Origin of the sequence: Chitinophaga sp., assembly GCF_035538455.1 — a bacterium.
In the GTDB taxonomy this organism is placed as follows: domain Bacteria; phylum Bacteroidota; class Bacteroidia; order Chitinophagales; family Chitinophagaceae; genus Chitinophaga.
This window is the reverse complement of sequence record NZ_DATLKJ010000194.1, coordinates 22,086-48,571: the sequence shown is the minus strand read 5'-3', so window position 1 is coordinate 48,571 and position 26,486 is coordinate 22,086. Positions and strand designations below refer to the sequence as shown.

Here is a 26,486-nt window from a genome sequence, read left to right as displayed (position 1 = left end):
TAATCTTCGCTCATCAGAAAAATCAAACCAATCATATAAATCACAGTTCAGACATTAGTACCCCGTATTTTGTTTCAGGTTCGGATTGTTCTTAACCTCCAGTGTAGGTATCGGGAACAGCAGTTCCTTCTCACTCAATACTGGTCCGTAAGAGAATTTGTGCCCTACATAGTTATCAAATTGGCGGGCGCCAACGTTAAAGGCTTTCCGCAGCCGGACCATATCATACCAGGTAGTGTTTTCATAGCACAACTCGAACCATCTTTCACGCCACACCGCTTCCCGGAACTGATCCTTGCTCAGTCCTGACAGCAGCGGCAGCTGTGCTCTCTGCCTGATAGCGTTAACAGCGTCATATGCTTTGGCAGCTGGCCCGCCGGCTTCATTGGCGGCTTCTGCATAAGTAAGCAGTACACTGGCGTAGCGGATCACCGGCCAGTTGAGATCGCTGTTGGCGGTGCTGGTCTGTGCCGTTTCATCGAAATGTTTGTAGATGAAGTAACCGCCCAGGTCCACAGTTTTCGTACGGTCTGATTCCAGCGTGTAGGTGGTAAAGAAGAATTGTTTCTCCTTCGCCCGGAGATCGCCGGATTCAAAGGATTTCACGAAGTTGATATTAGCGTAGATGCCGCCGGTTTCATCGGAGTATGCAGATATATTTTTGTTGTAAGGAATGATGGATACCTGCCAGCTGGAAGGAATGATCTGTGTTCTGTATTGTATCATGAAGATATTTTCCTCGATGTTCTTTTTGGCGGGGTTATGCAGATCCGCGTAACTGGTGAAGAGCTTGAACTGCCGGGAGTCGATCACTTCCTCCGCTTTCTTTGCCGCGAGGTCATAGTACGCAGCGCCTTTCTGCAACGGGTATCCGGCCATAGTAAGATATACCTCCGCCAGCAGTGATTTCACCGCGCCAAGGCATGCATTGCCGGAGGGATTGGTCCAGGGCAGGCCCGCAACCTCTGCTTCTTTCAGGTCAGCAACAATCGCCGCGTATACATCTTCTACAGCCGCCTGTGACGGACGCAGATCCGGAGAGTTGAGCGTTACTGGTTTCATGATCAGTGGAATATGACCAAACATTCTGACCAGGCTGAAATAATACCAGGCCCGGAGAAAGCGGGCTTCTCCCAGCAGTTTCTTCCGCTCCGCTTCATCCATCCGGATACCGGGTATTTTTTCTATAGCAAGGTTAGCATTGGCGATGCCCCGGTAATAATTGTTCCAGTACGTATAACCGTAACTGTTATCAGAGGTATTGATCAGGTCTTTCACAAAGTAACTGTTCACCGCCTGACCCAGGTCGGTTTCAGCAAGCCCGGTGGCAAATTCGGTCATCATCCAGGCGCCGCCGCCAAAGCCGCTCACCAACGGTTCACGCATGGAGGCATAGATGCTGTTTACTGCGCTGCTGGCATGTTCTGGCTTGGTGAAGTAGTTGTCTACCGTGAAATTGCTGGGGTCCGTCTCATCCAGGAATTTGGTACAGCCGGAGAACCAGGTTGCCCCTGCCAGTAAAAGTGCGGGTATATATTTTCTGATCTGTGTTTTCATGATGTGTGGTATTTAATGTTTACAGACAAGGGTTACAATCCTACATTCAGGCCAAGTACAAATACCCTGGGCTTGGGATAGTCATACAAGGCAAAGCCCTGATCAAATGGGGCGCCGGAGTTGGACACTTCGGGATCATAGCCTTTGTACTTAGTCGCCACAAAGAAATTCTGTACGGATGCATATACCCGCAGGTTGCTGAGCTTCCATCTGGAAACAGTGGAGGCGGGAAACATGTATGCCAGCAGCAGATTACGGCCACGGATAAACGAGGCATCGGTTACCTTATGGCTGTCGTTATTGGTGGTATAGCCTGCAGCAATCGGACGTATCTGTGCAATGGGGGTGTGCTGGTTGGTCTCTGTCCAGGCATTCAGCACCGTCTTATAGCTGTTGGCGATGCCCTGGCGGTCTTCGAGTGAATGGATGCTTCTGTCCAGTACATCATTCCCGTACATGTATTGCAGGTCAACGGTGAGCGACCAGTTTTTGTACCGGAACGTATTCATGAAAGAGCCGTAGCCGTCGGGTATCCCTTTGCCGATAATGGTACGGTCATTGTCATTGATCTGTTTGTCGCCGTTGAGATCTGCATACTTTACGTCGCCGGGGCGCTGCTTGTAGATCTTCGCCTGATCGGCTTCTGCAGTGCTCCAGGTGCCGAGATGGACCCTTCCGAAGAAGGAACCAACAGGTTCGCCTACACGAATTACCGTAGCGCCGGAGTAGATGTCGCCGCCGCCGGTAAGCGCCAGTACTTTGTTCTTGTTGACAGAGATATTGAACATGGTATTCCAGGAGAAATTATTTGTTTTGACGTTGACGGTATTCAGCGCTATTTCAAAGCCGCTGTTCTCCATGCTGCCAATGTTTTGCGTGATGCTGGTATAGCCGCTGCTGCCGGGCAGGGGGGCCTGCAACAGCATGTCGGTGGTCTTTTTGCGATAGAGGTCCACTTCCAGGGAGATACGGTCTTTAAGCAACCCTAACTCCACACCGAAATCAAGCTGGTGATTCTTTTCCCATTTCAACTCTTCATTGGGCATACGGTTAATACCTATCCCGATGGCGCGTTGTCCGCCGAAGATCACGTCGTAGTTGCCCATACCGGCAAGCGCCTGGTAGGCGGCAATTTCAGAGTTGCCCGTGATGCCATAGCTGGTGCGTACTTTCAGGTTAGAGATAGCCGGAATATTCTTCATAAACGGTTCCTGCGAAACGCGCCATGCCAGGGCAGCTGAGGGGAAGAAGGCATAACGGTTGGCCTGACCGAATTTGGAAGAACCATCTATACGGCCGGTGACAGTTACCAGATATTTGTCCTTCAGCCCGTAGTTCACACGACCGAAGTAGGAGTTGAGGCCGTATGCGTTGCCGTTGGAAGAAGGGGCCTGCGGATTGGCGCCTGCACCGAGGTTATAGAATCCAAAGTAATCGTCGCTGAAGCCTTGTGTGGCGGCAAGGCTCTCAAACCGGTCGATATGTTGCCAGGAAAGACCTAACATGGCATTCAGAGAATGGATACGGTTAAAGACCTTGTTGTAGGTCAGGTAGTTTTCAAACTGCCAGGAGTTATACCGGTTATTCCTGACCTGGGCTACCCCCTGTTGTCCGCGCGAAATGTAATTAAGCGTACGGCCGGCATAGTAATCCAGGCGCTGGTTGATGATGTTGGCGCCCACGGTGGTTCTCAGTTCCAGTCCTTCCGCCAGCCGGATGTTACCGTAAATATTACCCAGCATGGTTTGTGTGCGGAGATAATAAAGGCGTTCCTGTATAACCTGCAACGGGTTGGCGCCACCTTCCATACCGGGATAGGCGTCGTTGCCGGCCCAGCTACCGTCCGGGAACTTAATGGGAATGATGGGTAGTGCTTCCAGTACCTGGCGCATGGTAACAATGCCGCCGCCGCCGAGTTCATCTACCTGCTTTTCATTCTGATCTGTGTAACCCAGTGTGCCACCCACTTTCAGCCAGTCTTTGATCTGGCTGTCAAATACAAAACGGCCTGCATACCGTTTCTGCCAGGAGCCTTTTATCAAACCATTTTCGTTGCGGTAGTTGAGGAATGCCCCATAGCTGCCTTTCTCATTGCCATTGGTGAAGCCCAGCTGATGATTCTGTGTAAATGCCTGCTGCATGGCTTCTTTCTGCCAGTCGGTGTCATATAGCGGATTGCCCTGTGCGTCAAAGAGCAAGGGATTGGTTCTTTTGGTTTTGGGATCTACATACTTTCCATTAGCCCATCCTACAGGATCATATTTCTGTGCATTGCTGTAGGCAATCTCCTCTACCTGAAGGAACTCGCGGGAGTTGAGTACAGGCAGCTTCTTTGGCAGTGTGCCCAGGCTGAAGTCTGCGTCGTAGGTTACTTTGCCGCCGCTGGAAGAGCCGCGTTTGGTTGTTACCAGTATTACGCCGTTGGCGCCACGCGCTCCATAGATAGCGGTAGAGGAAGCATCTTTCAGTACTTCAATGGAGGCAATGTCATTCGGGTTGAGATAATCAATGGGCGAGCTGCCATTCTGAAGGCCGGTAGCGTTGAGGATCACCCCATCAATTACATACAATGGGTCATTGGCTACATTGACGGAGCTGACACCACGTATACGGATGTTGGCGCGGCCGCCCGGTCTTCCTGAGTTAGAAGAAACGTTCACACCGGTAACGCGGCCCGACAGTTCCTGGTTCAGCGATGAAGAAGGGCGTTCCTGTAAGGCCTCGCTCTTGACAGTTCCAATAGCCCCCGTGAGATCTGATTTCTTCCGCGTACCATAACCCACGATTACCACATCATTCAGGTTGGAGGCTTTGGAGCGGATATTTACCTGGTAATTGCTTTTGCTGTCGGTTGTTATCTCCATGCTTTCATAACCCATGCCTGAAAATACCAACACAGCGCCGCTTGCGGCATTCAGGGAGAATTTGCCGGCAGCATCAGTAACGGCGCCTGTCTTTGTTTGTTTGACTGCCACAGAGATACCCACAACCGGGTTACCCTGGTCGTCGGTGACGGTGCCGGTGATCGTCTTCGTCTGCGCCGACACCAGCAATGGGAGGGCGAGCAGGATAGTGCAGCACATACGAAGCACCATCCTATGTAATTGTGTGAATTGCATAAGACCGTTGATTTTAGAACTGGTTAATAAATGGACTTGAATCTAATCTGGCATCAATGTAAAGAAGCTAGGGGGTGGTATTCCCCGTGTTTCATAACTGGAATTATTTTTTATGTTCATTAATCTGGTACTGCTACAGATATGGAAGGCGGGCTTGTGCTCCCGGTATCAACCATATCGGGCTTTATGTTGAGCTGTTGTTACATACAAACAATAAATTTTCCGGGTGAAGGGCTGTCCTTCGCCGCTTTGTAAATATGGTCTTCAATTGTTTATAAAATGTTTAAAGTGCTACGACAACCCATGATTCATTTTTCATAACGTCTTATTGTTTTCATTCCACTACGTCGGGTATCCTTATTGGTTGACATATCAATCGTACTAAAAATAATTCATGTAGTTTACATTTACATGCGTCATCTTCTCAAATGCTAATATATTACCAGCAATTCCTAAATTACTATAACAGGGCTGTCTGCCGTTGAATGCCCATAGCTATGACGGCCTGTCCTTTGCACCTTGATGATCGAAAACAGGGGTGGAGATAAGTTGGAATATATTGTGTGGGTAAGGGTTTAACAATAAACAGCCATCATACAGCCTCACGGTTTTCTTCCCTGGAGGAAACCGTGAGGCTGTATTTTTATGTTCATACGCTGCGGCAGTATCCTGATATGGAGTAGCACCGGAAAAGCATAACTTATATATAAAGCAGGGGACTGCTAAGTAATTCCTCATGAGTTATGAAAATTTTCCTCTTATAGTTTTAGTGCACGAATCAATCACCCACTAATTTTTCTGACATGAAAGGAACACAAGTTTTGTTTACCCGGCTGCTAACAGACGATAGTGCCCAACCCCTCAGACATCGGCCTGGAAGAAGCAGCGCCTTGCTTATTAAAAGAGATGAGCGATTGGTATACCGCCATTATTATTATCTGCGTATCTGCAAGAAGAGATATGATGAGATCATGAAAATTTTATCCGAAGAGTTTGACCTGTCAGAATACACGATTATTGAGCGGTTACAACTGGAACGGAATTTTAAGTTGCTGAAGCAGATTATGACGCAGCAACCAGGTTCAGCTGAGCTGAAGAAACTTTATCCCTGGATGGTTTGGAAATAGGGTGCAGATGTATGGAAGCGGTGATTGGTAAAAGACTGCTATTAGTATGATACTTCACCTTGCTATGCAGGATACTGTTTTTTATTTGGTATGCCAGATGTGTTTTTTGGCAGGCCTGTGATCAATATGCATTTTTGTACCGGTAGTCTGGAGATCACCAGTCCATTATTTAATAACCATTAAAACCCTATTTGTATGAGTAACCCAAAAGGTCCCGGCAGCATCGAATCCATAAACAAGGATCTCGCCACACTCAGTTCCAGTCTCAATACATTTAATGCTGATCTGCAGCGTTATCTCGCCAGTGTTGACAACACGCCTGGCACTAAAGCCGCCCCTGTATTAATAGCAACCGGTACGTTCAAGGTGGGCGATGTTCCGGGCAGCGATGGCTATTATAGAGTAACCCTGCCCCAACTGGTATTTGTTCCATACATGATTGCAGGGTCATTACGCAGTACCGGTAGTGATTGGAATAAGGATAACGATGTGATATGGATGGTGAGGGATTTGTTGACAGATTCTTTTGTGTTATTAACCAGAGAAGTAAGCGGCAACGTTCAGGACCTCTATTTTGATTACGTACTTATTCAGAAGTAAGCGTCCAGAAAGGAGTAGCAATTAGCTTTAGCGAAGATTATTTGTTATGGGAGTATGTCTGAACAAATAGTCTTTGCTAAAGCTTTCATTTGCATTTATCCGGACGATTGATCAGTTCTTTTCCCCTTCTATAATACAGGCTTCACCTATCGCTAATGGTATAATCCGGTTGAGATGAATATCCTGTTCTGCGAGTAATTGCCTGAACTCGTCGGCGGTCCTTTCGTTTCCGCTTGTTGCCACATCGTCAATAATGAGCAACTTGTTGCCGCTGTTCATGGCTTTACTGCATACATGAAGTATCCGGGAGGCATCTTCATTGTTCCAGTCGTGCAGAATGTATTTCATGAGATATGCATCTGATCCGGTGGGCACTTCACGGAAGAAGCTACCGGATATGGTCGTACAACGGCCTTTGAGCTCCGGCGATGCGGCGAGCCGCCGCGCTGTTGTTTCTACTACATATGGTTCGTCGAACAGTACGCCGGAGAGAGCAGGTGTTTTTTTCAGGATTGCCGTCAGCAGTGAGCCACTGCCACCACCTATATGCGTAAGCAGGTTGAAGGGAGAGAAGTCATATTTTTCGGTGACGGCCGTTTCTGTCAGGTGAGCGTATCCTGTATCCGTTGCCATAAACGGATGGTAATAATCCTGCTGGTCTGCACTATAATAATGGCGCGGCCCATCATTGTCGGGTTGCATGCTGTGGTACAGATCACCCCAGGGTGAATAGAAACCGCCCAGTTCCGTAAGGAGAAATGATTTGAGACTGCCGGTTATATTGCCCAGAAGGGCTGTGGCCATCTCCGTCATGGCGAAGGTGCCTGGCGTGGTTTCTTCAAAGATACCTTCACGGGCCAGCGTTCTGAGCAGCCGGTATAGAAAGGTGGTGTGCGTATTGGTGCACGATGCCAGCTCTGTAATATCTTTGGGGCCTGCAGTGAGAATTTCAGCGATGTTGAGTTTCGCCGCCATGTATACAGAGCATGAGATCCAGTGATCGGTCACATATTTCAGTATCCTGGCCGATTGCTGAGAGGTGGCCTCTGCAGAAGGAAGAGAGGATTGAGACATATCCTTTTTTTAATGATAAAAACCGGTAATCATAATAGCATTCCCTGCGGCTTCCGGCGGCAGGAAACAAGCATGAAGAAGCATTATCTAGCTGATCGCATTGGTACGTAATGGTTACTTATTGTTTCCTTATGGTTGATCCTTCCTTATACAGGCTAAACAGGTCTTCATATGCGTCGTAAAGCGACAGTGATTCTGATACAGCAGGATAGCATGCTGGTGTCATAAATGTATTAAAAAATCCTGCATCAGTCCTTCACATTGGCGACATTTTTTTGCACATGTCTGTCTGCTTTTTGCACATACCGTCATTTTTAATGATGCGCCTTGATATTTTCTGTGGCAAGCGCTACTGTCAGCTCTATCCGTTGCCGGCGTGCAGCGGGTGTTCTGGCGGCCGCGATCCACTTCAGGATAATGCGCCTGGATGAACCGGGAAAAGCCTGGTAGTGCCTGTATGCTTTCTTATTGCTGTTGAAAAGCGCTTGCAGATCATCGGGAAGGATGTCGTGCTGTGCATCGTTGTGCTTTGCTTTCATCATATTGTTTATTCAAAAGTAAAATGGATGTATGACAGCCTTATGTCAGGAGCATCCGTGATTTTTCCGGTCATTTGCTGTTGCGGTATTTCAGCCATGCAGGGTACCTTTACCAGCGTCTATATAACCCGCCCGTTATGAATCCCCCTGATGCCGCTGTATCATTCCGGGAGTTTGTCTTCCGCAGCAAAAGAAACCGCACCGTCATAATATCTGGTATAGCCGCCGCGGTTTGCTGTTTCATCATTTTCAAGCTGCTTTATCCATTCCCATCTTTTTATGCGGATTCTTATTTCTATATACTGGCTGCAAAGAATAATGTCCCGGTAGATATGTGGCCAGTGGGGTATTCGAAGGTGCTGATCCTGATTCATGCCATTTCGGCGGCAGATAATTTCCTGATAAGCATCCAGTACCTTTCGCTGGTGATCAGTACCTGGTACCTTGTGCTGACGGTGTTATGGATTTACAGGCCAGCCCGGTGGGCGTCTGCAATTTTCTTTGCCTGGTGTGTTATTAATCCGCTTTACCTGTACATTGGCAACATTGTATCCAGCGATGCGCTTTTTATCGCCTGTAGTATTTGGTGGCTGGCGCTGCTGATCAGGGTACTGTACCAGGCGAAACCGGTACATATATTTATGCTGTCGTTCATAACGGCCATAGCCTTCATATTACGCTACAATGCATTGTATTATCCGGTAGTAGCAGTACTCGCGGTGCTGCTTGCGAAAGTGCCCCGGGGGATAAAATGTATAGGGATACTGGGTGTGTTTTTATTTTCCGGCGCCTTTATTCAATACACCAGGAAGATGAACGGACAAGTGGCGGGAGTAGAGCAGTTCTCCGGCTTTTCGTCCTGGCAGCTGGCTAACAACGCGCTTTATATGTATCCGTATGTGCATCCTTCAAAGGAAACATCACCGGATCCTGAGATCCGCAAAATAGACGGAATGGTGCGCGCTTTCTTTGACACCCTGCCTCCCGGTATGCATATTGGCCCGCAGGACGGAGCCTGGTTCATGCTGGATCAGCGGGGGCCGTTGAAAGCATACATGTTCAACCGGTGGGTGTCAGCTGCCGACAAGCCATTGGTGTGGATATATAATGTGACCAGCGTTCCTATCGGGGCATATGGTAAGCGGCTGATCAGTCGCTACCCACTGGCATATGCCCGTTATTTCCTGCTGCCCAACGCTGCCGTATACCTTATGCCTCCGCTGGAGCAGCTGGAGCAATACAACCAGGGGATAGCTGAAGTGCATGAGAGCGCGCTGCAGTGGTTTCACTATAAAACAGCGCAGGTTTATGGATGGAATGATGACGCACAGGCTGGCCTGATGCTGGCCTGCCAGCTGCTTTTTGTGCTGGTTAATATTATGTTCTTTACAGGGCTTCCGGTGTTGTTTTACTTTTACAGATACTGGAAGACAGATAATATCTATAAAAGACCAGTGATACTGATGGTGGTGTTGTTTGTGCTGAATACAGTATTCAGCATTATGGCCTCTCCGTCAGTGTTTAGGTACCAGGTGTTTCAGCTTCTGTTGGGGCTGATATTGTTAGTGCTGCTGACGGAGATAATATTGGGCATCGGTAAGAAAGCAGACAAGAATAGTTTATGATGGTGTTATGACAAATATGCCCTGCACTTTGTTATGCATTTGCAAATCTTTTTGAAGGATCGTTGTATTTAACCAAACTTGCCTAATATTATCATACTCAAATAACACCCAAAGCGAAAACCAACAACAAAAATTCTACATGAAATTGCACCTTCACTGGAGCCTGATGGCTTTCCTGTTCCTGAAAGCGAACGCACAACAGCAATGGCAGCCGGCCCCATTAAACATTCCCACAAAATGGACCGCCAGCGTTACGCCGGAAAATGCGCTACCTGAATATCCCCGGCCACAGCTTGTGCGCAGCCAGTGGCAAAACCTGAATGGACTGTGGCTGTATACGGTAACTCCTAAAGAAGCCGACCTGCCTTCACTGTACGACAGTACCATTCTCGTACCATTTGCCATAGAATCTGCATTATCCGGCGTAAAAAAAGCGCTGTTGCCGGAACAGCGCCTCTGGTATAAAAGATCTTTCAGTACCGGTAAAGCAGGCAAGGATAAACGTGTAATCCTGCACTTCGGAGCTGTAGACTGGCAGACGACCGTATACGTCAATAAGAAGAATGTTGGTTCACATACCGGCGGTTTCGATTCCTTTGACCTCGACATTACATCTGCCTTACAGCCTGGCGAAAATGAGCTGGTGGTAAGTGTTTGGGATCCTACTGATACCGGGCCCAATATGCATGGTAAGCAAACGTTGCGCCCGCGTTGGATCAGGTACACGGCGGTGAGTGGCATATGGCAGACCGTATGGTTGGAAACCCTTCCTGCAACAGCTATTTCCAACCTGGAGCTGACGCCAGACATCGACAAAGGAAACCTTGCCATTAACGCAACTATAAATGGTAATGTTGACGGGTATACATTAAATGCCATCAGCGGGAGCAATAAAGCAAGTGGTAAACCAGGAGAAGCCTTCCTGTTGCCAGTACCTGGTGCGCGTCTTTGGTCGCCCGACGATCCGTATCTGTATGACCTTAGCGTTCAGCTGCTCTATAAAGGCAAAGTGATAGACACTGTGCACAGCTATTTCGGAATGCGCAAGATAGAGATAAAGAAAGATCAATCCGGTATCAGCCGCATTTTCCTGAATAATAAGTTTACGTATAATACCGGTGTGCTGGATCAGGGTTACTGGCCTGACGGGCTTTATACCGCTCCTACAGACGAAGCGCTGCGCTTTGACGTGGCGGCTATAAAATCAATGGGCTTCAACACCATCCGCAAGCATATCAAGATAGAACCGGACCGCTGGTACTATCATTGTGATAAACTCGGCATGCTGGTATGGCAGGATATGCCCAGCTGGCGGCAGGCGCGCCCGTTACCCGATGAAGCCAAACAGAACTTCAAGGCAGAAACAAAAATTCACCTTGAGCAGCTATACAATCATCCCTCTATTATCAGCTGGGTGCTTTTCAATGAAAACTGGGGCTCCTTCGACCAGGTGAAGCTCACAAAATGGATGAAAGAGCAGGACCCTTCGCGGTTGATCAATGGCCACAGTGGCCCTTTCACAGAACAGACCTGGGAGAACGGCGACATCACCGATATTCACCTGTATCCCTTCCCGGCTATGCCTCCCTATGAAGATGGAAAAGCGATGGTATGCGGTGAATTTGGCGGCGTGTTTGTTCCGATAGACGGGCATGAGTGGATTCCCGGTAAAGGATGGGGGCACGAAACACCCCCCGGCGCCACTTTCCTGGAGCGCTACCGTCAGATGGTGGCACATCTGCAGCTCTATAAGAACGAAGGACTTTCCGGCTCTATCTTCACCGAACCATTTGATGTAGAGATAGAAGAAAATGGCCTGATTACTTACGACAGAGAAGTGTTTAAAGTGCCGGCAGATAGTATCAGAATGATTAATGCAGCGTTGAAATAAGATTTAGTGATTTTTTTATTTAGGTATTTAGGTATTTAAAATGCAGCGGAGATCATGTTCTGTTAATAACACTTAATGATCTCCGCTGCATTTTAAATACCTAAATACCTAAATAAAAAAATCGCTAAATTTTTTTTTTTTGTTTTTAATACCGAATGGTATATTTTTGGGTATGAATAAAGCAGAGAAAACCAGGCAGTTTATTGTGGAGATGACAGCCCCTGTATTTAACCAGAAGGGGTACCTGGGTACGTCACTGAGTGACATGACCAATGCCACAGGCCTTACCAAAGGCAGTATTTATGGCAACTTCGCCAACAAGGACGAAGTGGCGCTGGCAGCATTTGATCATAATCTGAGGATTGTTGGGGATATTTTGCGGCAGGAGATGGGTAAGGTGAGTGGTTGCCGGGAGAAGCTGCTGGCTTATGTACGTGTATATGAAAACTTCCTGAAACATCCATTTCCAGTGGGCGGCTGCCCGATACAGAATACGGCGGTGGAAGCAGATGATACACATCCTATGCTGAAGCAAAAAGCTGCAGAGGCGCTGATGAATCTGAAAGAGATGGTGGGCGGACTGATAAAGAAAGGTATTGAGAAGAAGGAGTTCCGCAGCAGCATTAATCCTGAACAGATGGCACTGACGCTTATTTCTATGATTGAAGGCGCTATTATGATCGCCAAGGTAACCGGAAAGCTGAATTATAAGAAGTCGGTTATCCAGGCCGCAGAGGATCTTATTCATTCGTTCTAAATTTTTTTCATTATAAATGTACCGATCGGTATATAAAAACGGACAGAGATGAATATATCAGGCAACACGGTGTTAATCACCGGCGGTAGTGCAGGCATAGGGCTTGCCATCGCAAAGCTGTTGGTAGAAAACGACAACCAGGTAATTGTTACAGGGAGGGATCCGGAAAGACTGGCACGTGTAGCCAGAGAGCTGCCACAGCTTACTACTGTAGTATGTGATGTAACGAGAAAGAGAGAGGTGGACCTGCTGGTGCAACAGCTGCAAAAGGATTTCCCGCGATTTAACATGCTCATTAATAACGCAGGCCGTGCTTATGCCTACCGCCTCTCCGCATGCGCCGGCGCGTTTGAAAAAGCTGCTGATGAAATACTGACTAACTACCTGGCAGTAATGGGTATCACGGAGAGTTTGTTGCCGCAGCTTACCAGCAAAGCTGAAGCGGCCATTGTGAATGTGTCTTCCATAGTAGCGCTGGCACCCAGTGCTAAAACGCCTACTTATGCAGCCAGCAAAGCTGCCTTGCATTCTTACACGCAATCACTGCGTATCACACTGGCGCCACAGCCCAATATCCAGGTGTTTGAGCTGATGCCGCCGTTGGTGAACACTGACTTCTCCATGGAAATTGGCGGGAGCAAAGGCATACCACCGGAGGAAGTTGCCCAGTGCCTGCTGAAAGCCCTGGCTGCGAATCAGCAGGAGATTCATGTCGGACTTACTGCCAATATTTATAAGCTACTGCAATCCTCACCGGAAAGTGCCCTGATGGCAATGAATGCCGGAAACTAATTAACGCGACCGCCGGCTATTTTTTTATTTGTGAATATACCGATTGGTATAAAACAGCTATGTCATGAAACAAGCTATTCTGCTCCCGGTGGTTATCCTGGCAGCTATTATGGAACTGATAGATACTTCCATTGTGAATGTGGCTATATCGCACATGAGCGGTAACCTGGGCGCAACGCTGGAAGATACTTCGTGGGTGATTACTTCGTATGCCATCGCCAATGTGATCATTATCCCGCTGACCAGCTTTCTGTCCACCAAGCTGGGACGCCGCAACTATTATATCGGTTCTGTTATTGCCTTTACTTTCTTTTCCTTTATGTGCGGACAGGCATCAGGGATATGGATGCTGGTCGCATTCCGGTTCCTGCAGGGAATCGGGGGTGGCGCTTTGTTGTCTGTTTCACAGGTGATTGTATTTGAATTGTTCCCGAAAGAAAAGCAAAATGTAGCCAGTGCGCTGTTTGGTATCGGCGTATTTGTGGGACCTACCATCGGACCTACGCTGGGCGGCTTTATCACGGAGTACTACTCCTGGCCGTGGATATTCTATATTAACATACCGATTGGTATCATTGTAGCTTTTGCGTGTTATGTATTACTGGATGAACCGCCGGTGAAGCAGGCGCCAAAGAAGATCGACTGGACAGGTATTTTGTTACTGGCCATCGGTATAAGCGCGTTGCAGACGGTGTTGGAGCGGGGAGAAACGGAAGACTGGTTTGAAACGCCCTATATTACGTGGTTGTCGGTGATCGCGGCGTTTGGCATTGCGTTGTTCATCTGGTGGGAACTTCGTATAGCCCATCCCGTAGTAAACCTGCGGGTACTGAAGAGCAGGAACCTGAGTATCGCAGCCGTACTGACGTTTGTATCAGGACTGGGCATATTCAGCTCCGTATTTCTCACGCCTGTATTTGCGCAGCGGCTGCTGGGTTTCACACCTACACAGACGGGGCTGCTGTTATTGCCTGGCTCACTCGTAGCAATTGGCGGTTTGATTATCACCGCCAGGTTGTTACAGCGCGGTTTGTCGCCGGTATACCTGATCACCGCCGGGATGTTTTTATTTGTATTGTTCACCTGGCAGATGTCGGGTCTCAACCTGGCAGCCGGCGCCACAGACATTTCTGTACCGCTGATCTGGCGTGGGGTGGGGCTGGCCGTTGCAACGGTGCCACTCACAACACTGGCTGTATCCGGACTGGCGCCGGGTGATATTCCACAGGGTGCAGCACTCAATAACATGATGCGGCAACTGGGTGGCTCATTTGGCATTGCTATCATCAATACTTATGTAACTAACCGTAACGCAGTGCATCGTACGGATCTTGTATCCAATCTTAATGTCAACAATCCGCTGGTGTCTAATCGTTTGTCGGGGTACACGCACTACTTTTTGTTGAAGGGAGCAGCGGCGCCGGAAGCGCATCACAAGGCCCTGAAGCTGCTAGACGGCATTGTTGTGAAACAAACCACCCTGCTAAGTTTCAGCGATGCGTTTCTGTTGCTGGGGATTATCTTTCTGCTGACATTACCATTGCTGCTTATCGCGTCTTCAAGAAAAAAAACTGCGGTGAAAATAGCAGTGATGGATCATTGATACTAATTGGGCGTGAAGCGGGATCATCAAATGATTTTTGTAATTTTATAAACGTATTGTTTTTGTAAACCTCAATTTGTAAACCTCAAAATGTTGTTATGAGTAACCTAAATGATCTGATCCCGATCCCTTCCAAAGATGTCATGAACAGAGGATTGAGTGCCGCTAAAGAGTCAACAATGTTGCGCATTCTCGGGAAACCCGGTGTTTTGTCAAAAGATTGTTCTAACCCGGGCCGCACTTATGCCAAGCTGGTAAAATATGGGGTAGATGTAGGCCCTTTCAAGGTGTCTGGCCACAGCTATGCCGTAGAATCGCTCCTGCTGATTTTTCAGCAGGTGAAACAGGAGCAGCCGGATGTTTTCAGTACTGTAAAAACCGGCGGCGTGCTTTGTGTAAGATCCAGGAGGTCCAATCCCAGCCGGTTTTCGAACCATAGCTGGGGCACTGCCATAGATCTTTACTTCGGCGGGGGCGTAGTAAGGCAGGGCCTTAACCAGACCCAGCGCGGTGTGTATCAGTTGTTTCCTTACTTCAACAATCACGGCTGGTACTGGGGCGCCGAATTCTCCGGCGACTCTGTAGACTCCATGCACTTTGAGCTTGCGGAAGAAACAATCCTCAAACTCGGACAGTAGCAGGTGAGGCTCGCAAAGTTGCAAAGGGAGCAAAGACCACAGAGAATATTTTAAGTTAATAAGACTGCTTAGTAGTACCTCACGATATTTACGGACTATCAAAGAGTTCTCTTTGCTGACTTAAAATGTCCTTTGCTGCTTTGCTCCCTTTGCACCTTTGCGAGAAACCTTTGTTACCTTTGCAGGATGGATTACTTCAAACAGCTCCTGGATCTGCTGAAAATAGAACGGGAAGAGGACAGACTGGCTTATGAGCAACAAACGGCTACAACATCGGTAGCAGTGCGGAGGGACAATGGACTTACCTGGTATCCTGTGGCTATCCGTGGTTCTGAAATGAGTCGCGGTGATTATCTCACAGTAGAGGTGGAGCGGACCACACATCAGGACGTGGTGCATCAGCTGCGCTTCGGTGCAGCAGCAGTACTGTTCTCCAATCATGATCCCAGGCAGGATAAGGTAGAAGGAACCATTACTTTTGTAGGTGACAACCGTCTCAAGATCACATTACGTACAGATGAGCTGCCGGAATGGGCTAACAATGGCAAACTGGGTATCGATCTGCTGTTTGATGACAACAGTTATGATGAAATGCAGCAGGCTCTCAAACAGGCGCCTGTCGTGGCAGACAAGCCAGCGGGCAAACTGGTGAAGATACTGACCGGTGAAAAAGTTCCTACTTTCCAGGAGGTGATGACACCTGTAACCATCACAGGATTAAACAGTTCCCAACAGGACGCCGTAAACAGGATCCTGGCCGCTAATGATCTGGCTATAGTACACGGACCTCCGGGTACCGGCAAAACCACCACGCTGGTACAGGCCATCAAAGCCATGATACAACGGGATAACAGCCAGATACTGGTGGTTGCCCCCAGTAATACTGCTGTGGACCTGCTCAGTGAAAAGCTCTCTGATGAAGGGTTGAATGTGCTGCGGGTGGGTAATCCGGCGAAGGTGTCGGAGCGGCTGATGTCACTTACACTTGATAGCAAAGCTGCGGAACATACCAGCATGAAGGAGATCCGCCGATTGAAGAAGCAGGCTGCTGAATTCAGGAATATGGCGCACAAGTACAAGCGCAATTTTGGCAAGGCAGAGCGGGAGCAGCGCCAGGCCTTATTCACAGAAGCCCGTAAGATCATGAAGGAAGTAGAACAGGCGGAGCAATATATCACAGACGATCTCATTGCCAAAGCACAAGTGATCACTGCTACACTTGTAGGCGCCAATCATTATACTGTCCGTAATCTGAAATATCACACCGTAGTTATAGATGAGGCAGGGCAGGCACTGGAGCCGGCATGCTGGATTCCTGTGCTGAAGGCACAGAAAGTAATACTGGCAGGCGATCATTGCCAGCTGCCACCGACGATCAAATCAGAGGAAGCGGCCCGCAAAGGTTTGAGTATAACCCTGCTCGAAAAATGTGCCGCCCGGTATCCGGAAGCAGTGTCGCTGCTGGAGGAACAATACCGCATGAATGAGCTCATCATGGGTTATTCGTCTGCTGTTTTTTATGAAGACAGACTGAAAGCGCATGCCTCCGTTGCCAAACATGCGTTGTTCCCGGCAGATATGCCACTGACCTTCATAGATACCGCTGGTTGTGGCTTTGATGAAAGATCTGAGGGTACCAGTACTACCAACCCGGAAGAAGCGGCTTTTCTCTTCAGACATCTCACCCAGCTGATAGCTTCTCTGGGCAAGCATTACAAGCCTGATGAATTTCCATCGGTGGCTGTTATTTCTCCCTATAAACAACAGATACAGGTACTCAAAGAGCAGCTGCAACATACACCAGCCTTACAGCCGTATGAAAAAAAGATCACGGTCAATACGATCGACAGCTTCCAGGGACAGGAGCGCGACATTGTGTATATCAGCATGACGCGTAGTAATACTGAGAACAAGATAGGTTTCCTCTCAGATGTGCGCCGCATGAATGTGGCTATGACACGCGCCCGTAAGAAGCTGGTAGTGGTGGGAGACAGCGCTACCTTATCCCAGTTGCCTTTCTACGGTGACTTTATCACATATGCTACCGACAGGAACGCTTACCAAAGCGCCTGGGAATTTGCGGATATGTGACCGTAGTAAATTACTGTTGTGGTAATTGTTTACTTATGTAGCCAATGAATGTCCATATTTCCAGTATGTCCTGCACATGTACTTCATAATCGTTGTATGCGCTGTTCAGTGAGTGGAGCAGCAGGGAGCCGTTTTGCCGGATCCTGTTATGTACCATCTTGAAAACGATATCTTCTTCACTGTCTTTCAGTACAAGTATGCAGGCGGTACCATCCTTGATCTGCAGCCAGTCTTCCTGGTACTGGGCAATCACGTGGCTGCCATCAGGAATAGGCTCCATGGAGTCGCCGCTGACAGGGAACATGCGGATGGTTTTACCGCGCGGAAGTTCCGGAAGTGAGAAGCGTGGGAGGGAGGCCACGAATGAAGGATCAGCAAAACCGCTGCGGTAGCCGGCCCTGGCTTTAACGGGCACATACTCCATATTCTCTTCATTATCCTGGTTCACGGTGATCGGTAAAATACGTATATGCCTCCCTGTTAGATCTGCCGACTGGCTGTTTTCCATGTCCAGTAATTGATCTTCGGGAAGGATGGTGAGATCTGTTCTAAGGAAGGTATCGAGATTGATCCTGAAAAACGCGGAGATCAATACCAGGTCATCGATACGTGGATTCCTGGTTTTACCGCTTTCCTGGGCAGAAACCTTATTTCTGTTAATACCCAGTGTATCTGCCAGTTGTTGCTGCGATAATTTTTTTCTTGTCCGTAATAGTTTCAGATTGCCCGCCCAGTGTATCAGTTGCTTATCTGTCATCCTTGATAATTAATGGTTTAGTGGCGGCAAATGTATGATAAATTACCGAGGTACTTCAATTATATCACTGTTCCGGGGCTTCAGTTAAGGGCATTAGATCCCTTTGTTTCGGGTACACGATAATTATAGTGGATGTTGTTAGTGTAAAAAATTGGGTTGGAAAACATTGTTAGTTCATAATCAATATTTCTATTATTTCGGAAAAATGAAAATCAAATTACGAATAGCTAGTTTAAACAAATGATGTTAATGTCTGTTTAATCTTACTGATGGATTTTCAATAAAATATATCGTAGTATTATTTAACTGTAGAAATGGTTGAGATAGTTGGTTTTAAAGAATTTTTCAGGATGTATTTGGTGGTTTGAAATGTAAATTTGTTACCTTAGTTAGGTAGTTATCCTAATTGTTTTGTTATCCCGGTTTAAAGAACGGTGACAAAGAACCCTCATTTAGTATCACATAATAGTGAGTGATCATTAGAGAGAAATTCTCCTTACCGGTGCAGCGCTGGCGTTGTAGCATGCTGTTTCCGCATTCTAAAAATTACAAAGATGAAAGGCAATACCGGTATTGGCTTAACCCCGACGCGTTCGTGGAAACATACAGTAGTGGAAATATCCGGTATACTGTTTATCCTGTTGCTGGTATATGCTGCAGTGGCAAAGCTGTCTGATGTGGAGAAATTCCGCAATCAGCTTGGGCAGTCATCTATGTTGTTGCCGTATGTTTCCTGGTTGTACTGGGGCATACCTATGACTGAAATAACACTTTCTGTTATGTTGATTTTTACTGCAACGAGATTACCAGCATTATATGGATGTTTTTTCCTGATGACGTTATTTACAGTATACATATTTATTGTTACCCGGTACAGTGACCAGGTACCTTGTTCCTGCGGTGGTATCATCCAGGAACTGAGCTGGGATCAGCATCTTGTTTTTAATCTCTTTTTCATCGTGCTGGCGGCGCTGGGGGTACTGGTCTATCCCGGCAGGAGATCGCCTGAAGATATTGCGCAATAACAGGGGACGCCGAAAACCTGCAAAACAGAGTAGACCGAAATCTAAGATCTAAAATTTTCCGCAATGAAAAGATTCAGGATGGCAGCAGTAGCTGTTATGGTTATTGCTGCGTCAGCAGCGTTGGTTACTAGACAGTCAGGCGCGAAAGGCAGGGCTGCGAGGCAGACTACAGCATGGACTAAATTAGGCCCAGGAGCCCGGTGCACATTTGGATTTATCGATTTGGGCATGGATTGTATTCAAAATGGAAACGGGCAGATTTGTACCATACACGGATATCCGGCTTTTAAGGACGAATTTACCTGTCAGTTGCTGGGTACATCTTTTTATTATTTAAGACGACCATTTTAGATTCGTAATTTCAGGTAGAAAGGGTTCCTGCCCTTTCTATCTCATATGTTGGTGATATATCACCTAAAAATGACTGTCATAGGAGAACCGGCATCGTAACGTTGATCCGCCTGAAGGGTAATTTTATACTAATTCCACTGAAATGACTAAGTTACTATCCATGATGTGCCTTGTTTTTCAGGTCATCACGTGTGAAGCGCAGGAAAATCTATATCTACATATCGACAAACAAATGTGTTATCCGGGAGATACACTGTGGATGCGGGCATATCTGACCAGTGATACGACAACGCGGTTCAGTACAAGTTTTTATGTAGAGTTGTATAATGAGAAGAATACGTTGTTGCAGAGAAGTGTTTTTCCAGTGGTGAATGACATGGGATTTGGGCAATTGGTACTTCCCTTGCAAACCGGTTATTATTGGGTCAGGGGATATACGTTGAATGCTTCGAGTATGGCTGTAGTGCCGGTTACCGTTAGTAATGCATGTAGTACCTCTATGTTAAGAAAACTGAAGTATCCCAGGAATACCAATAACAGTGGGGGAATTACAATAAGCAAAAATGGAGATACGTATATAATCCATAATAGTAGAAAGGGTAGTTATTCTCTGTCGATAACAGATACCGTTGGCTCTGGGAAAGCTATGATGGTATCTTTTCAGATGCTTTCATCATACACTCGTTGTGGGGATACTTCCTGGCTTACCTATCATGCAAGACTCAAAGATAATAGCAGTAAAGTATCTGAGCTGGTAATGTATTTTCAGCAGGATTCTGTCATTACGCATCCCAGGTTGTTGCCGGTGGATACCTTAGGAAATATCAGGTTCCCCTCTATGTATTTCTTTGATACAGGATATATTCATTACCGGTTAAAAACAAGCAGGACAGGAGGACGCAGGAATGTGCTGATGCTGGTTAGTGATGTGTATCCCACTTTTGTGCCGCCTTCTCCTGCTTCATATTATACAGACACGGTGAAGTGCAATTTAACTTTATTGGGAGTTGCAGGATTTACAACACCATCATCCACTGCAAAGCAACTGAAAACCGTAGAAATTAAATCTCGCTGGCACGATAGGCATCTGGCACTTGACAGACAATATGTGGTGTCTCCTGATTTTCAACCTACAGAACAGTTTACCTTTGATCTGAGAAATCCTGTTAATCCGGGAGGGATTTTGTATGTGCTTGACTATCTCCAGCATGAGCTGCCACCAGGATGGGCAGCCCGAAGCATGTATTGGGATAAGCAGGAATGTGCAAAGGGTGTATATTACTATGTTGATGAGAAAGAAGTGAGCGGAGATATAGTAGCCCATATGCTGCTCAAAGATTTTGCTTACGTTAAAGTTTACCAGGATCTCCACCCTCCTTGTCCTGCCATCTGCCTCTATACCCGCAAGGGTAACGACCTCAAAGCGCTGCCATCTGATATGAGCGTTCTTCCTGTGAAGGGATACGACAAACCATTGAAATGGACCACGCCGGACCGTGTAACCTGGCTTTGGGAACCATATGTAACAGCCAAAGAGTACCGTATTGCCATACCCGCCAAGACCTTCAGGATAGTGGTGCTGGGGAGTACAGTGGATGGTGAGGCTATCTTCTTTGAGAAAACAGTAAAAGACGGGAAAATATTGTAATGATCCGTTTCATATCTTTGGCGGACATCAGGGTAGTCAACCAGCCCTGCTGACTATTTAGCGGGTATACATATGGCAGATGCAAGCGGTTGTCTGTATGCCGGAAATGGTTATCTGTAGATTTTCACCAACGTTCCTTTCATTTTTACGATTTTTGAACCGGATGATGAAGCGCGTATTGTTACATATCATATTCTGGGTAGTATATCTGCTGCAGGATATTTGGCTGGAGTATACCTGGATTGGCGCATCGGCGCCAACGATTACATCGCAGCAGTTGTTCTGGAGATGTTTGGGCGCTTGTCTGGTGATGTTGATACCCAAGCTGATCTTAACCTATTATCTGCTGCTGGTGGTAGTCAGGAAGTCACTACAGCACAGGCTGTCTTACTGGGGCATTGCACTGGAAGCGGCCCTGGCGTTCATGGTATGCATTGTGATATACCGCTGGTTGTTTGTGATACTGATAGATAACATATTCTTTAAGGATATTGTGAAGCCAAGGCATCTGCTGGATATAAGCCGTGTGCTCATGGCAGTGATGGATATGGGGTTTGTTTGTGGCGCCGCAGTTATGTTCAAACTGTTACGTGTGCAGCTGGTCGTTATCGCGCGGGAGAAACAGCTCGTGAAAGAAAAACTGGAAACGGAATTGAAGTTCCTGCGTAACCAGATCAATCCTCATTTTCTCTTCAATACCCTGAATAATATTTACGCACTGTCCCGCAAGAAATCCGACAAAACACCGGAGATCGTGATGAAGCTATCAAAGCTGCTCCGGTTTATGTTGTATGAATCGCGTAAGCAGCTGATACCGGTGGCTGAGGAAATAAAGATGCTGGACGACTGCCTGGATCTGGAACGCATCCGTTATAACGAAAGACTGACTATCACCTTTGAGAAGGAGATAGATAATGGTCAGCAGCTGATTGCGCCGCTGTTGCTGCTGCCTTTCGTGGAGAATGCCTTCAAGCATGGGGTAAGTGAAACCCGTTTCGCCTCATTCATCCATATTGTGATGCATCTGCGCCAGGGAAAACTTACCTTTACGGTGGAGAATTCCAAAGAGAGCGGCGAACCGGTTGTGGTAACCGATAATATTGGTCTGAGCAATGTGAGGAGACAGCTGGAACTGATGTATAAAGACTACCAGTTGTTAGTGGAGAATGAGGATACGGTGTTTAAAGTTTATCTGACTATTAACCTCAACAGTCATGCAGAAATATAGTTGTATCGTTGTGGAAGATGAGCCGCTGGCAGCCGAAGTACTGAGCGACTACATCCGCCAGGTACCGTTTCTGGAGTTCAGGGGAATCTGCACCGACGCCATCTTTGCCATGGAGAAGCTGCAACAGGAACGCATCGACCTTATCTTTCTTGATATTCATCTTCCTAAACTAAAGGGCCTGGCCTTTATAAAATCATTGAAGCAACCACCTCAGATCATTATCACCACCGCTTACCAGGAATATGCGCTGGAAGGCTATGAATGCAATGTGGTGGATTACCTGCTCAAACCCATCGAATTCAGCCGCTTCATTACGGCGGTGAACAAACTGAAACAACAGCCGGTGTTTGCTCCCGGTGCTGCCATCGCGGTAAAGCCTGAACGGCCTTACCTTTTCTTCAACGTCAGCAAGAAAAAAGTAAAGGTGTATCTGGACGAGATATTATATATCGAAAGTCTGCGTGAATATATCAGTATTACAACCAAAGATAAATCCATCCTCACCAAGTTCCCATTGGGCGAAATAGAAGAGTTGCTGGCACGCAATAATTTCGTGCGCATACACCGGTCGTTCATCATCGCAAAAGATAAGATAGAAGCTTTCACCGCTACTGATGTGGAGATTAACAACAAATCCATTCCCATCGGGCGTAGTTATAAAGAGCTGATTTTAAGCATACTGGCACCGGGCGGGTTCTGAAAGGGCTGCTTGCCATCTACCAACAACACGCTATCATCTACAAAAGTCATACTCCTTTATCTGTATGCTGTATGTATTCCGCAGTATGCACTTCATTGAATTCCCACAAGATGCAGCAGGTATCCGGTTAATTTCATGGAAAAGGTAACCAAAATCTGCCTGCCATGAAACGCTACATTTACATTCCATGCTTAATCTGGATGCTCCTGCTATCCGTTGCGGCGGCGGCGCAGCAAAGCATCACCGGGAGAGTGACAGCCAAAGACAATAATCAGCCTATACCTGGCGCCACTATCCGTATTAAAAGTACCACCACTGGCACACAAACGAACGAGCAAGGACGCTTTACGATGAAAGCGGCGCCCGGCGCAGTACTCGAAATAAGTTCCGTAGGTTTTGCCACGCAGGAGGTAACTGTCACCAATAGCAACGAATACACGATTTCATTGTCCTCTTCAGAAACCGCCCTGACAGAAATTATTGTAACCAGCCAAGGCATTAAGAAAGAAAAGAGAAGCCTGGGGTATGCTGTGTCTACTATTTCCAGCACAGAAATAGGAGACAACAGCAGCCCCATTAATGCCCTGCAGGGGAAAGTGGCAGGGTTGAACATTACATCGGGGTATTCGCCGGGATCGTCGTCCCGTATTGTGTTGCGCGGTCCTACGTCCTTTACGGGCAACAACCAGCCGGTATTCATCATCGATGGCGTACCGGTTGGCAATGATAACATGCGCAATACCGATTTCCTCAACGACCAGGTAGACTACGGCAATCGTGGTAATGACCTCAATCCTGCAGAGATTGAAAGTGTGACCGTACTGAAAGGCCCCGCTGCCGCCGCTTTGTACGGCAGCATCGCTTCTAACGGCGCTATTCTTATTACCACTAAAAAAGGGAAGAAAAACAGCCGCGCACAGATCAATGTCAGCAGCGGCTACCAGATCTCTGATATTCTGAAGCTACCCGCCTTTCAGAATAAATTCGGACAGGGCAACCTGGATGCCATTCCCGATGACCGTAAAGAAAACTTCAGCTGGGGGGAACCTTTCGACGGAAAAGAGAGACCCTTCGGCCAGATCATCAACGGCAAACAACAACTGAAGAAGTATCAAGCTATTCCCAACAACGTGAAGGAATTCTTTGACAAAGGACAAACCTGGAACAATAACGTTTCTGTGTCTGGTGGTAATGAGAAGTCTACTTACTTTCTTTCGCTTGCCGCGCTGAACAACAAAGGCGTTATCCCCGGCACCAATTACAACAAATACAATGTAAGACTCAGCGGTACATCGGAGTTCTCTGAAAAATTTTCAAGCAGTGCTACCATAGCCTATTCCAATATCGCCGGTAAGCTACCGCTGGCCGGGCAGAGCAACTCCGTGTACAACTCCGTCTTTCAGCAACCGAGGGATATATCCATCATTGGCTTCAAAGATTTGAGCAATCCTTATAACGGCACTTTTACAGGCCCCGACGGAACGCAATACTATGGTTACTACGGGGCCTTTTCCAAGAACCCGTACTTTCTTTTGCAGAATTACACCAACACTAATGCAGTAGATCGTATCAACGGTGATTTTTCTTTATCGTACAAGCCGATCCCAGAGCTGGACATCACAGAGCGTATCGGGGCGGATATCTACTCCGACCGCCGGTACGAGAAAGGCGCCAAATATACCTATGTGCCTTTTGATCCTTTTTATGGCAGTAACATCTGGACGGACATCGGCCGTTATTCAGAGGATCTGATCAACTACAGTCAGATCAACCATGATGTGATGGTTACCTGGACCCGGCCGCTGGCAAGGGATCTGAACATGAAGTTGCTGGTGGGTAACAACGTACGTATGGAGAAACGCACCCGGCTCCGGACGGCAACCAATCCTTCAGGAGGGATTAATATTCCTGGCTTCTATAGTTTCACCAATTCCAACGGGCCGTTAAGTAGTACCAACGAGCTTTTCAATAAACGGTTATATGCTTTCTACGGGTCGGCAGATTTTGATTACCGCAACATGTTATTCCTGGGCCTTACCGGCAGGAATGATATTTCTTCAACGCTGCCAACCAACAACAATTCTTATTTCTATTACAGTGCAAATGGCTCCTTTGTATTCAGCGAATTGTTTAAAGACAAGTCGCTGGGTAACATTATCAGCTTCGGAAAGGTGCGCGCCGGCTACGCTAAAGTGGGTGCGGATGCAGATCCATACCTGCTTGCCACTAACTATGAGCTGACAGATATAAAATCTGATTTCGGGATACTTACTTTTCCGCTTACCAGTAATGGGGAGCTGGTGCCGGCATTCACGCGCAGGGACAGAATTGGGAACGCCAACATAAAACCTGAGTTTACGCAGTCATTTGAGACAGGGGCAGAACTGTCATTCTTCCGCGACCGCGTTGGAGTGGATGTTTCCTATTATACAACAAAGTCAACCAACCAGATAGTAAAAGTGCCCATAGCGCCATCTACCGGCTATACAGAATCTATTATTAATACCGGAGAAATGCGCAATAACGGTGTGGAACTGAGTGTGCGGGGAATTCCGGTGAATACGCGCTACGGTCTCAAGATAGAAGTGTTTGGCACTTATAATAAAACAAACAGTAAAGTGATCAGTATTGCGCCGGGACTGGAACAGATCTCTATCGGTGACGCCATCACCACCATGTCGCAGGTAGCCGCTGTGGGCAAGCCTTATGGCGTATTCTACGGACAGGGTTTTGTGATGGATCCTGCTACGGGCAAAGTGGTGATAGATAAAAGTACCGGACTTCCACTCAGTAATGCTACTAACTATTATGGCAGCTATCTGCCGGATTATATGGCATCTCTCGGGGTCAATGCTTCCTATAAAGGTTTCAACCTGCGGTTGTTATTTGATACGAAGCAGGGTGGTATGTTCTATTCTAATACGAAGAGCACGATCTCTTTCGGCGGATATACGGAGGAAACGGCATACAACGATCGCAAAGATTATGTGTGGCCTAATTCGGTGTACGCGGATGGCGGAAAATTTGTGGATAATACCAGCATAAAATTCCACCCGTATACTTACTGGACATCAGTGGCGCCGTCTGCAGCGTATTTGGTCGATGCGAGTTATGTCAAGTTCAGGGAGGCATCGCTGCAATATACGGTGCCGTCGCATACCGCCAGGCACGTGGGGTTTGGGGGTTTGAATATTACGCTGTATGGCAACAATCTTTTTATCTGGACGCCTTCATCCAACAAATTCGCTGATCCGGAAATCAACTCACAGGGAGCAGCCAATGTGCAAGGGTATGAGTTTTTATCTAATCTCTCCCTGCGCAATTATGGTATCAAGGTAACCGCCACTTTATAAATGTTTATCTG

19 protein-coding genes are annotated in these 26,486 nt (G+C 47.2%); 14 read left to right on the top strand and 5 right to left on the bottom strand.

Annotated features, from left to right (window positions below):
- Positions 1 to 54 precede the first annotated feature (54 nt).
- Positions 55 to 1,557 carry a RagB/SusD family nutrient uptake outer membrane protein gene (locus tag VM802_RS23410; RefSeq protein WP_325535174.1) on the bottom strand — a complete coding sequence of 501 codons (1,503 nt, stop codon included), beginning with the start codon at positions 1,555 to 1,557 and terminating at the stop codon, positions 55 to 57.
- Positions 1,558 to 1,589: 32 nt separating this feature from the next.
- Positions 1,590 to 4,676, bottom strand: a complete 3,087-nt coding sequence (locus VM802_RS23405) for a SusC/RagA family TonB-linked outer membrane protein (RefSeq protein WP_325535172.1) — start codon at positions 4,674 to 4,676, stop codon at positions 1,590 to 1,592.
- A gap of 803 nt (positions 4,677 to 5,479) precedes the next feature.
- Here VM802_RS23405 and VM802_RS23400 point away from each other — a divergent pair.
- Together VM802_RS23400 and VM802_RS23395 are read left to right on the top strand one after the other, a co-directional pair.
- A complete protein-coding gene (locus tag VM802_RS23400) occupies positions 5,480 to 5,803 on the top strand; it encodes a hypothetical protein (protein WP_325535170.1) in 324 nt (107 codons plus the stop codon).
- A gap of 195 nt (positions 5,804 to 5,998) precedes the next feature.
- The gene (locus tag VM802_RS23395) at positions 5,999 to 6,403 is read left to right on the top strand and encodes a hypothetical protein (RefSeq protein WP_325535168.1); all 405 of its coding nucleotides are present in this window, start codon (positions 5,999 to 6,001) and stop codon (positions 6,401 to 6,403) included.
- 111 nt (positions 6,404 to 6,514) lie between these two features.
- Here VM802_RS23395 and VM802_RS23390 read toward each other — a convergent pair whose 3' ends face one another.
- A complete protein-coding gene (locus VM802_RS23390) occupies positions 6,515 to 7,477 on the bottom strand; it encodes a methyltransferase (RefSeq protein ID WP_325535166.1) in 963 nt (320 codons plus the stop codon).
- Positions 7,478 to 7,791: 314 nt separating this feature from the next.
- Positions 7,792 to 8,019: a YdeI/OmpD-associated family protein gene (locus tag VM802_RS23385; RefSeq protein WP_325535164.1), complete on the bottom strand. Its 228-nt coding sequence runs from the start codon at positions 8,017 to 8,019 to the stop codon at positions 7,792 to 7,794.
- Positions 8,020 to 8,153: 134 nt separating this feature from the next.
- Between VM802_RS23385 and VM802_RS23380 the strand changes: the two genes are divergently transcribed.
- From VM802_RS23380 to VM802_RS23350, 7 genes are all read left to right on the top strand, one after another.
- Entirely contained in the window at positions 8,154 to 9,641 is a 1,488-nt protein-coding gene (locus VM802_RS23380; RefSeq protein ID WP_325535162.1) for a hypothetical protein, read from the top strand.
- Between the two features lie 139 nt (positions 9,642 to 9,780).
- Positions 9,781 to 11,532 (top strand): glycoside hydrolase family 2 protein, encoded by a 1,752-nt coding sequence (locus VM802_RS23375; protein WP_325535157.1) that lies wholly within the window; start codon positions 9,781 to 9,783, stop codon positions 11,530 to 11,532.
- 172 nt (positions 11,533 to 11,704) lie between these two features.
- Positions 11,705 to 12,289, top strand: coding sequence for a TetR/AcrR family transcriptional regulator (locus tag VM802_RS23370; RefSeq protein ID WP_325535155.1), 585 nt, complete (start codon positions 11,705 to 11,707; stop codon positions 12,287 to 12,289).
- Positions 12,290 to 12,337: 48 nt separating this feature from the next.
- The gene (locus VM802_RS23365; RefSeq protein WP_325535153.1) at positions 12,338 to 13,081 is read left to right on the top strand and encodes an SDR family oxidoreductase; all 744 of its coding nucleotides are present in this window, start codon (positions 12,338 to 12,340) and stop codon (positions 13,079 to 13,081) included.
- A 64-nt stretch (positions 13,082 to 13,145) separates the two neighbouring features.
- Entirely contained in the window at positions 13,146 to 14,684 is a 1,539-nt protein-coding gene (locus tag VM802_RS23360; protein WP_325535151.1) for a DHA2 family efflux MFS transporter permease subunit, read from the top strand.
- Positions 14,685 to 14,782: 98 nt separating this feature from the next.
- A complete protein-coding gene (locus tag VM802_RS23355; protein WP_325535149.1) occupies positions 14,783 to 15,322 on the top strand; it encodes a M15 family metallopeptidase in 540 nt (179 codons plus the stop codon).
- A 186-nt stretch (positions 15,323 to 15,508) separates the two neighbouring features.
- Positions 15,509 to 17,413 carry an AAA domain-containing protein gene (locus VM802_RS23350; protein ID WP_325535147.1) on the top strand — a complete coding sequence of 635 codons (1,905 nt, stop codon included), beginning with the start codon at positions 15,509 to 15,511 and terminating at the stop codon, positions 17,411 to 17,413.
- 10 nt (positions 17,414 to 17,423) lie between these two features.
- On the opposite strand, the gene VM802_RS23345 is transcribed toward VM802_RS23350, so the two are convergent.
- Positions 17,424 to 18,170 (bottom strand): XRE family transcriptional regulator, encoded by a 747-nt coding sequence (locus VM802_RS23345; protein WP_325535145.1) that lies wholly within the window; start codon positions 18,168 to 18,170, stop codon positions 17,424 to 17,426.
- 554 nt (positions 18,171 to 18,724) lie between these two features.
- Between VM802_RS23345 and VM802_RS23340 the strand changes: the two genes are divergently transcribed.
- The 5 genes from VM802_RS23340 to VM802_RS23320 all read left to right on the top strand — a co-directional run bounded on the left by VM802_RS23340 (position 18,725) and on the right by VM802_RS23320 (position 26,475).
- Entirely contained in the window at positions 18,725 to 19,195 is a 471-nt protein-coding gene (locus tag VM802_RS23340; RefSeq protein WP_325535143.1) for a MauE/DoxX family redox-associated membrane protein, read from the top strand.
- A gap of 493 nt (positions 19,196 to 19,688) precedes the next feature.
- Complete coding sequence (locus VM802_RS23335) at positions 19,689 to 21,194, top strand: hypothetical protein (RefSeq protein WP_325535141.1); 1,506 nt, start codon at positions 19,689 to 19,691, stop codon at positions 21,192 to 21,194.
- A gap of 163 nt (positions 21,195 to 21,357) precedes the next feature.
- On the top strand, positions 21,358 to 22,422 hold the full coding sequence (locus VM802_RS23330) for a sensor histidine kinase (RefSeq protein WP_325535139.1): 1,065 nt from the start codon (positions 21,358 to 21,360) through the stop codon (positions 22,420 to 22,422).
- On the top strand, positions 22,409 to 23,122 hold the full coding sequence (locus tag VM802_RS23325) for a LytR/AlgR family response regulator transcription factor (protein ID WP_325535137.1): 714 nt from the start codon (positions 22,409 to 22,411) through the stop codon (positions 23,120 to 23,122). Before VM802_RS23330 ends, VM802_RS23325 begins: the two co-directional genes overlap by 14 nt.
- Positions 23,123 to 23,286: 164 nt before the next feature.
- Complete coding sequence (locus VM802_RS23320; RefSeq protein ID WP_325535135.1) at positions 23,287 to 26,475, top strand: SusC/RagA family TonB-linked outer membrane protein; 3,189 nt, start codon at positions 23,287 to 23,289, stop codon at positions 26,473 to 26,475.
- The last annotated feature ends 11 nt before the right edge of the window (positions 26,476 to 26,486 follow it).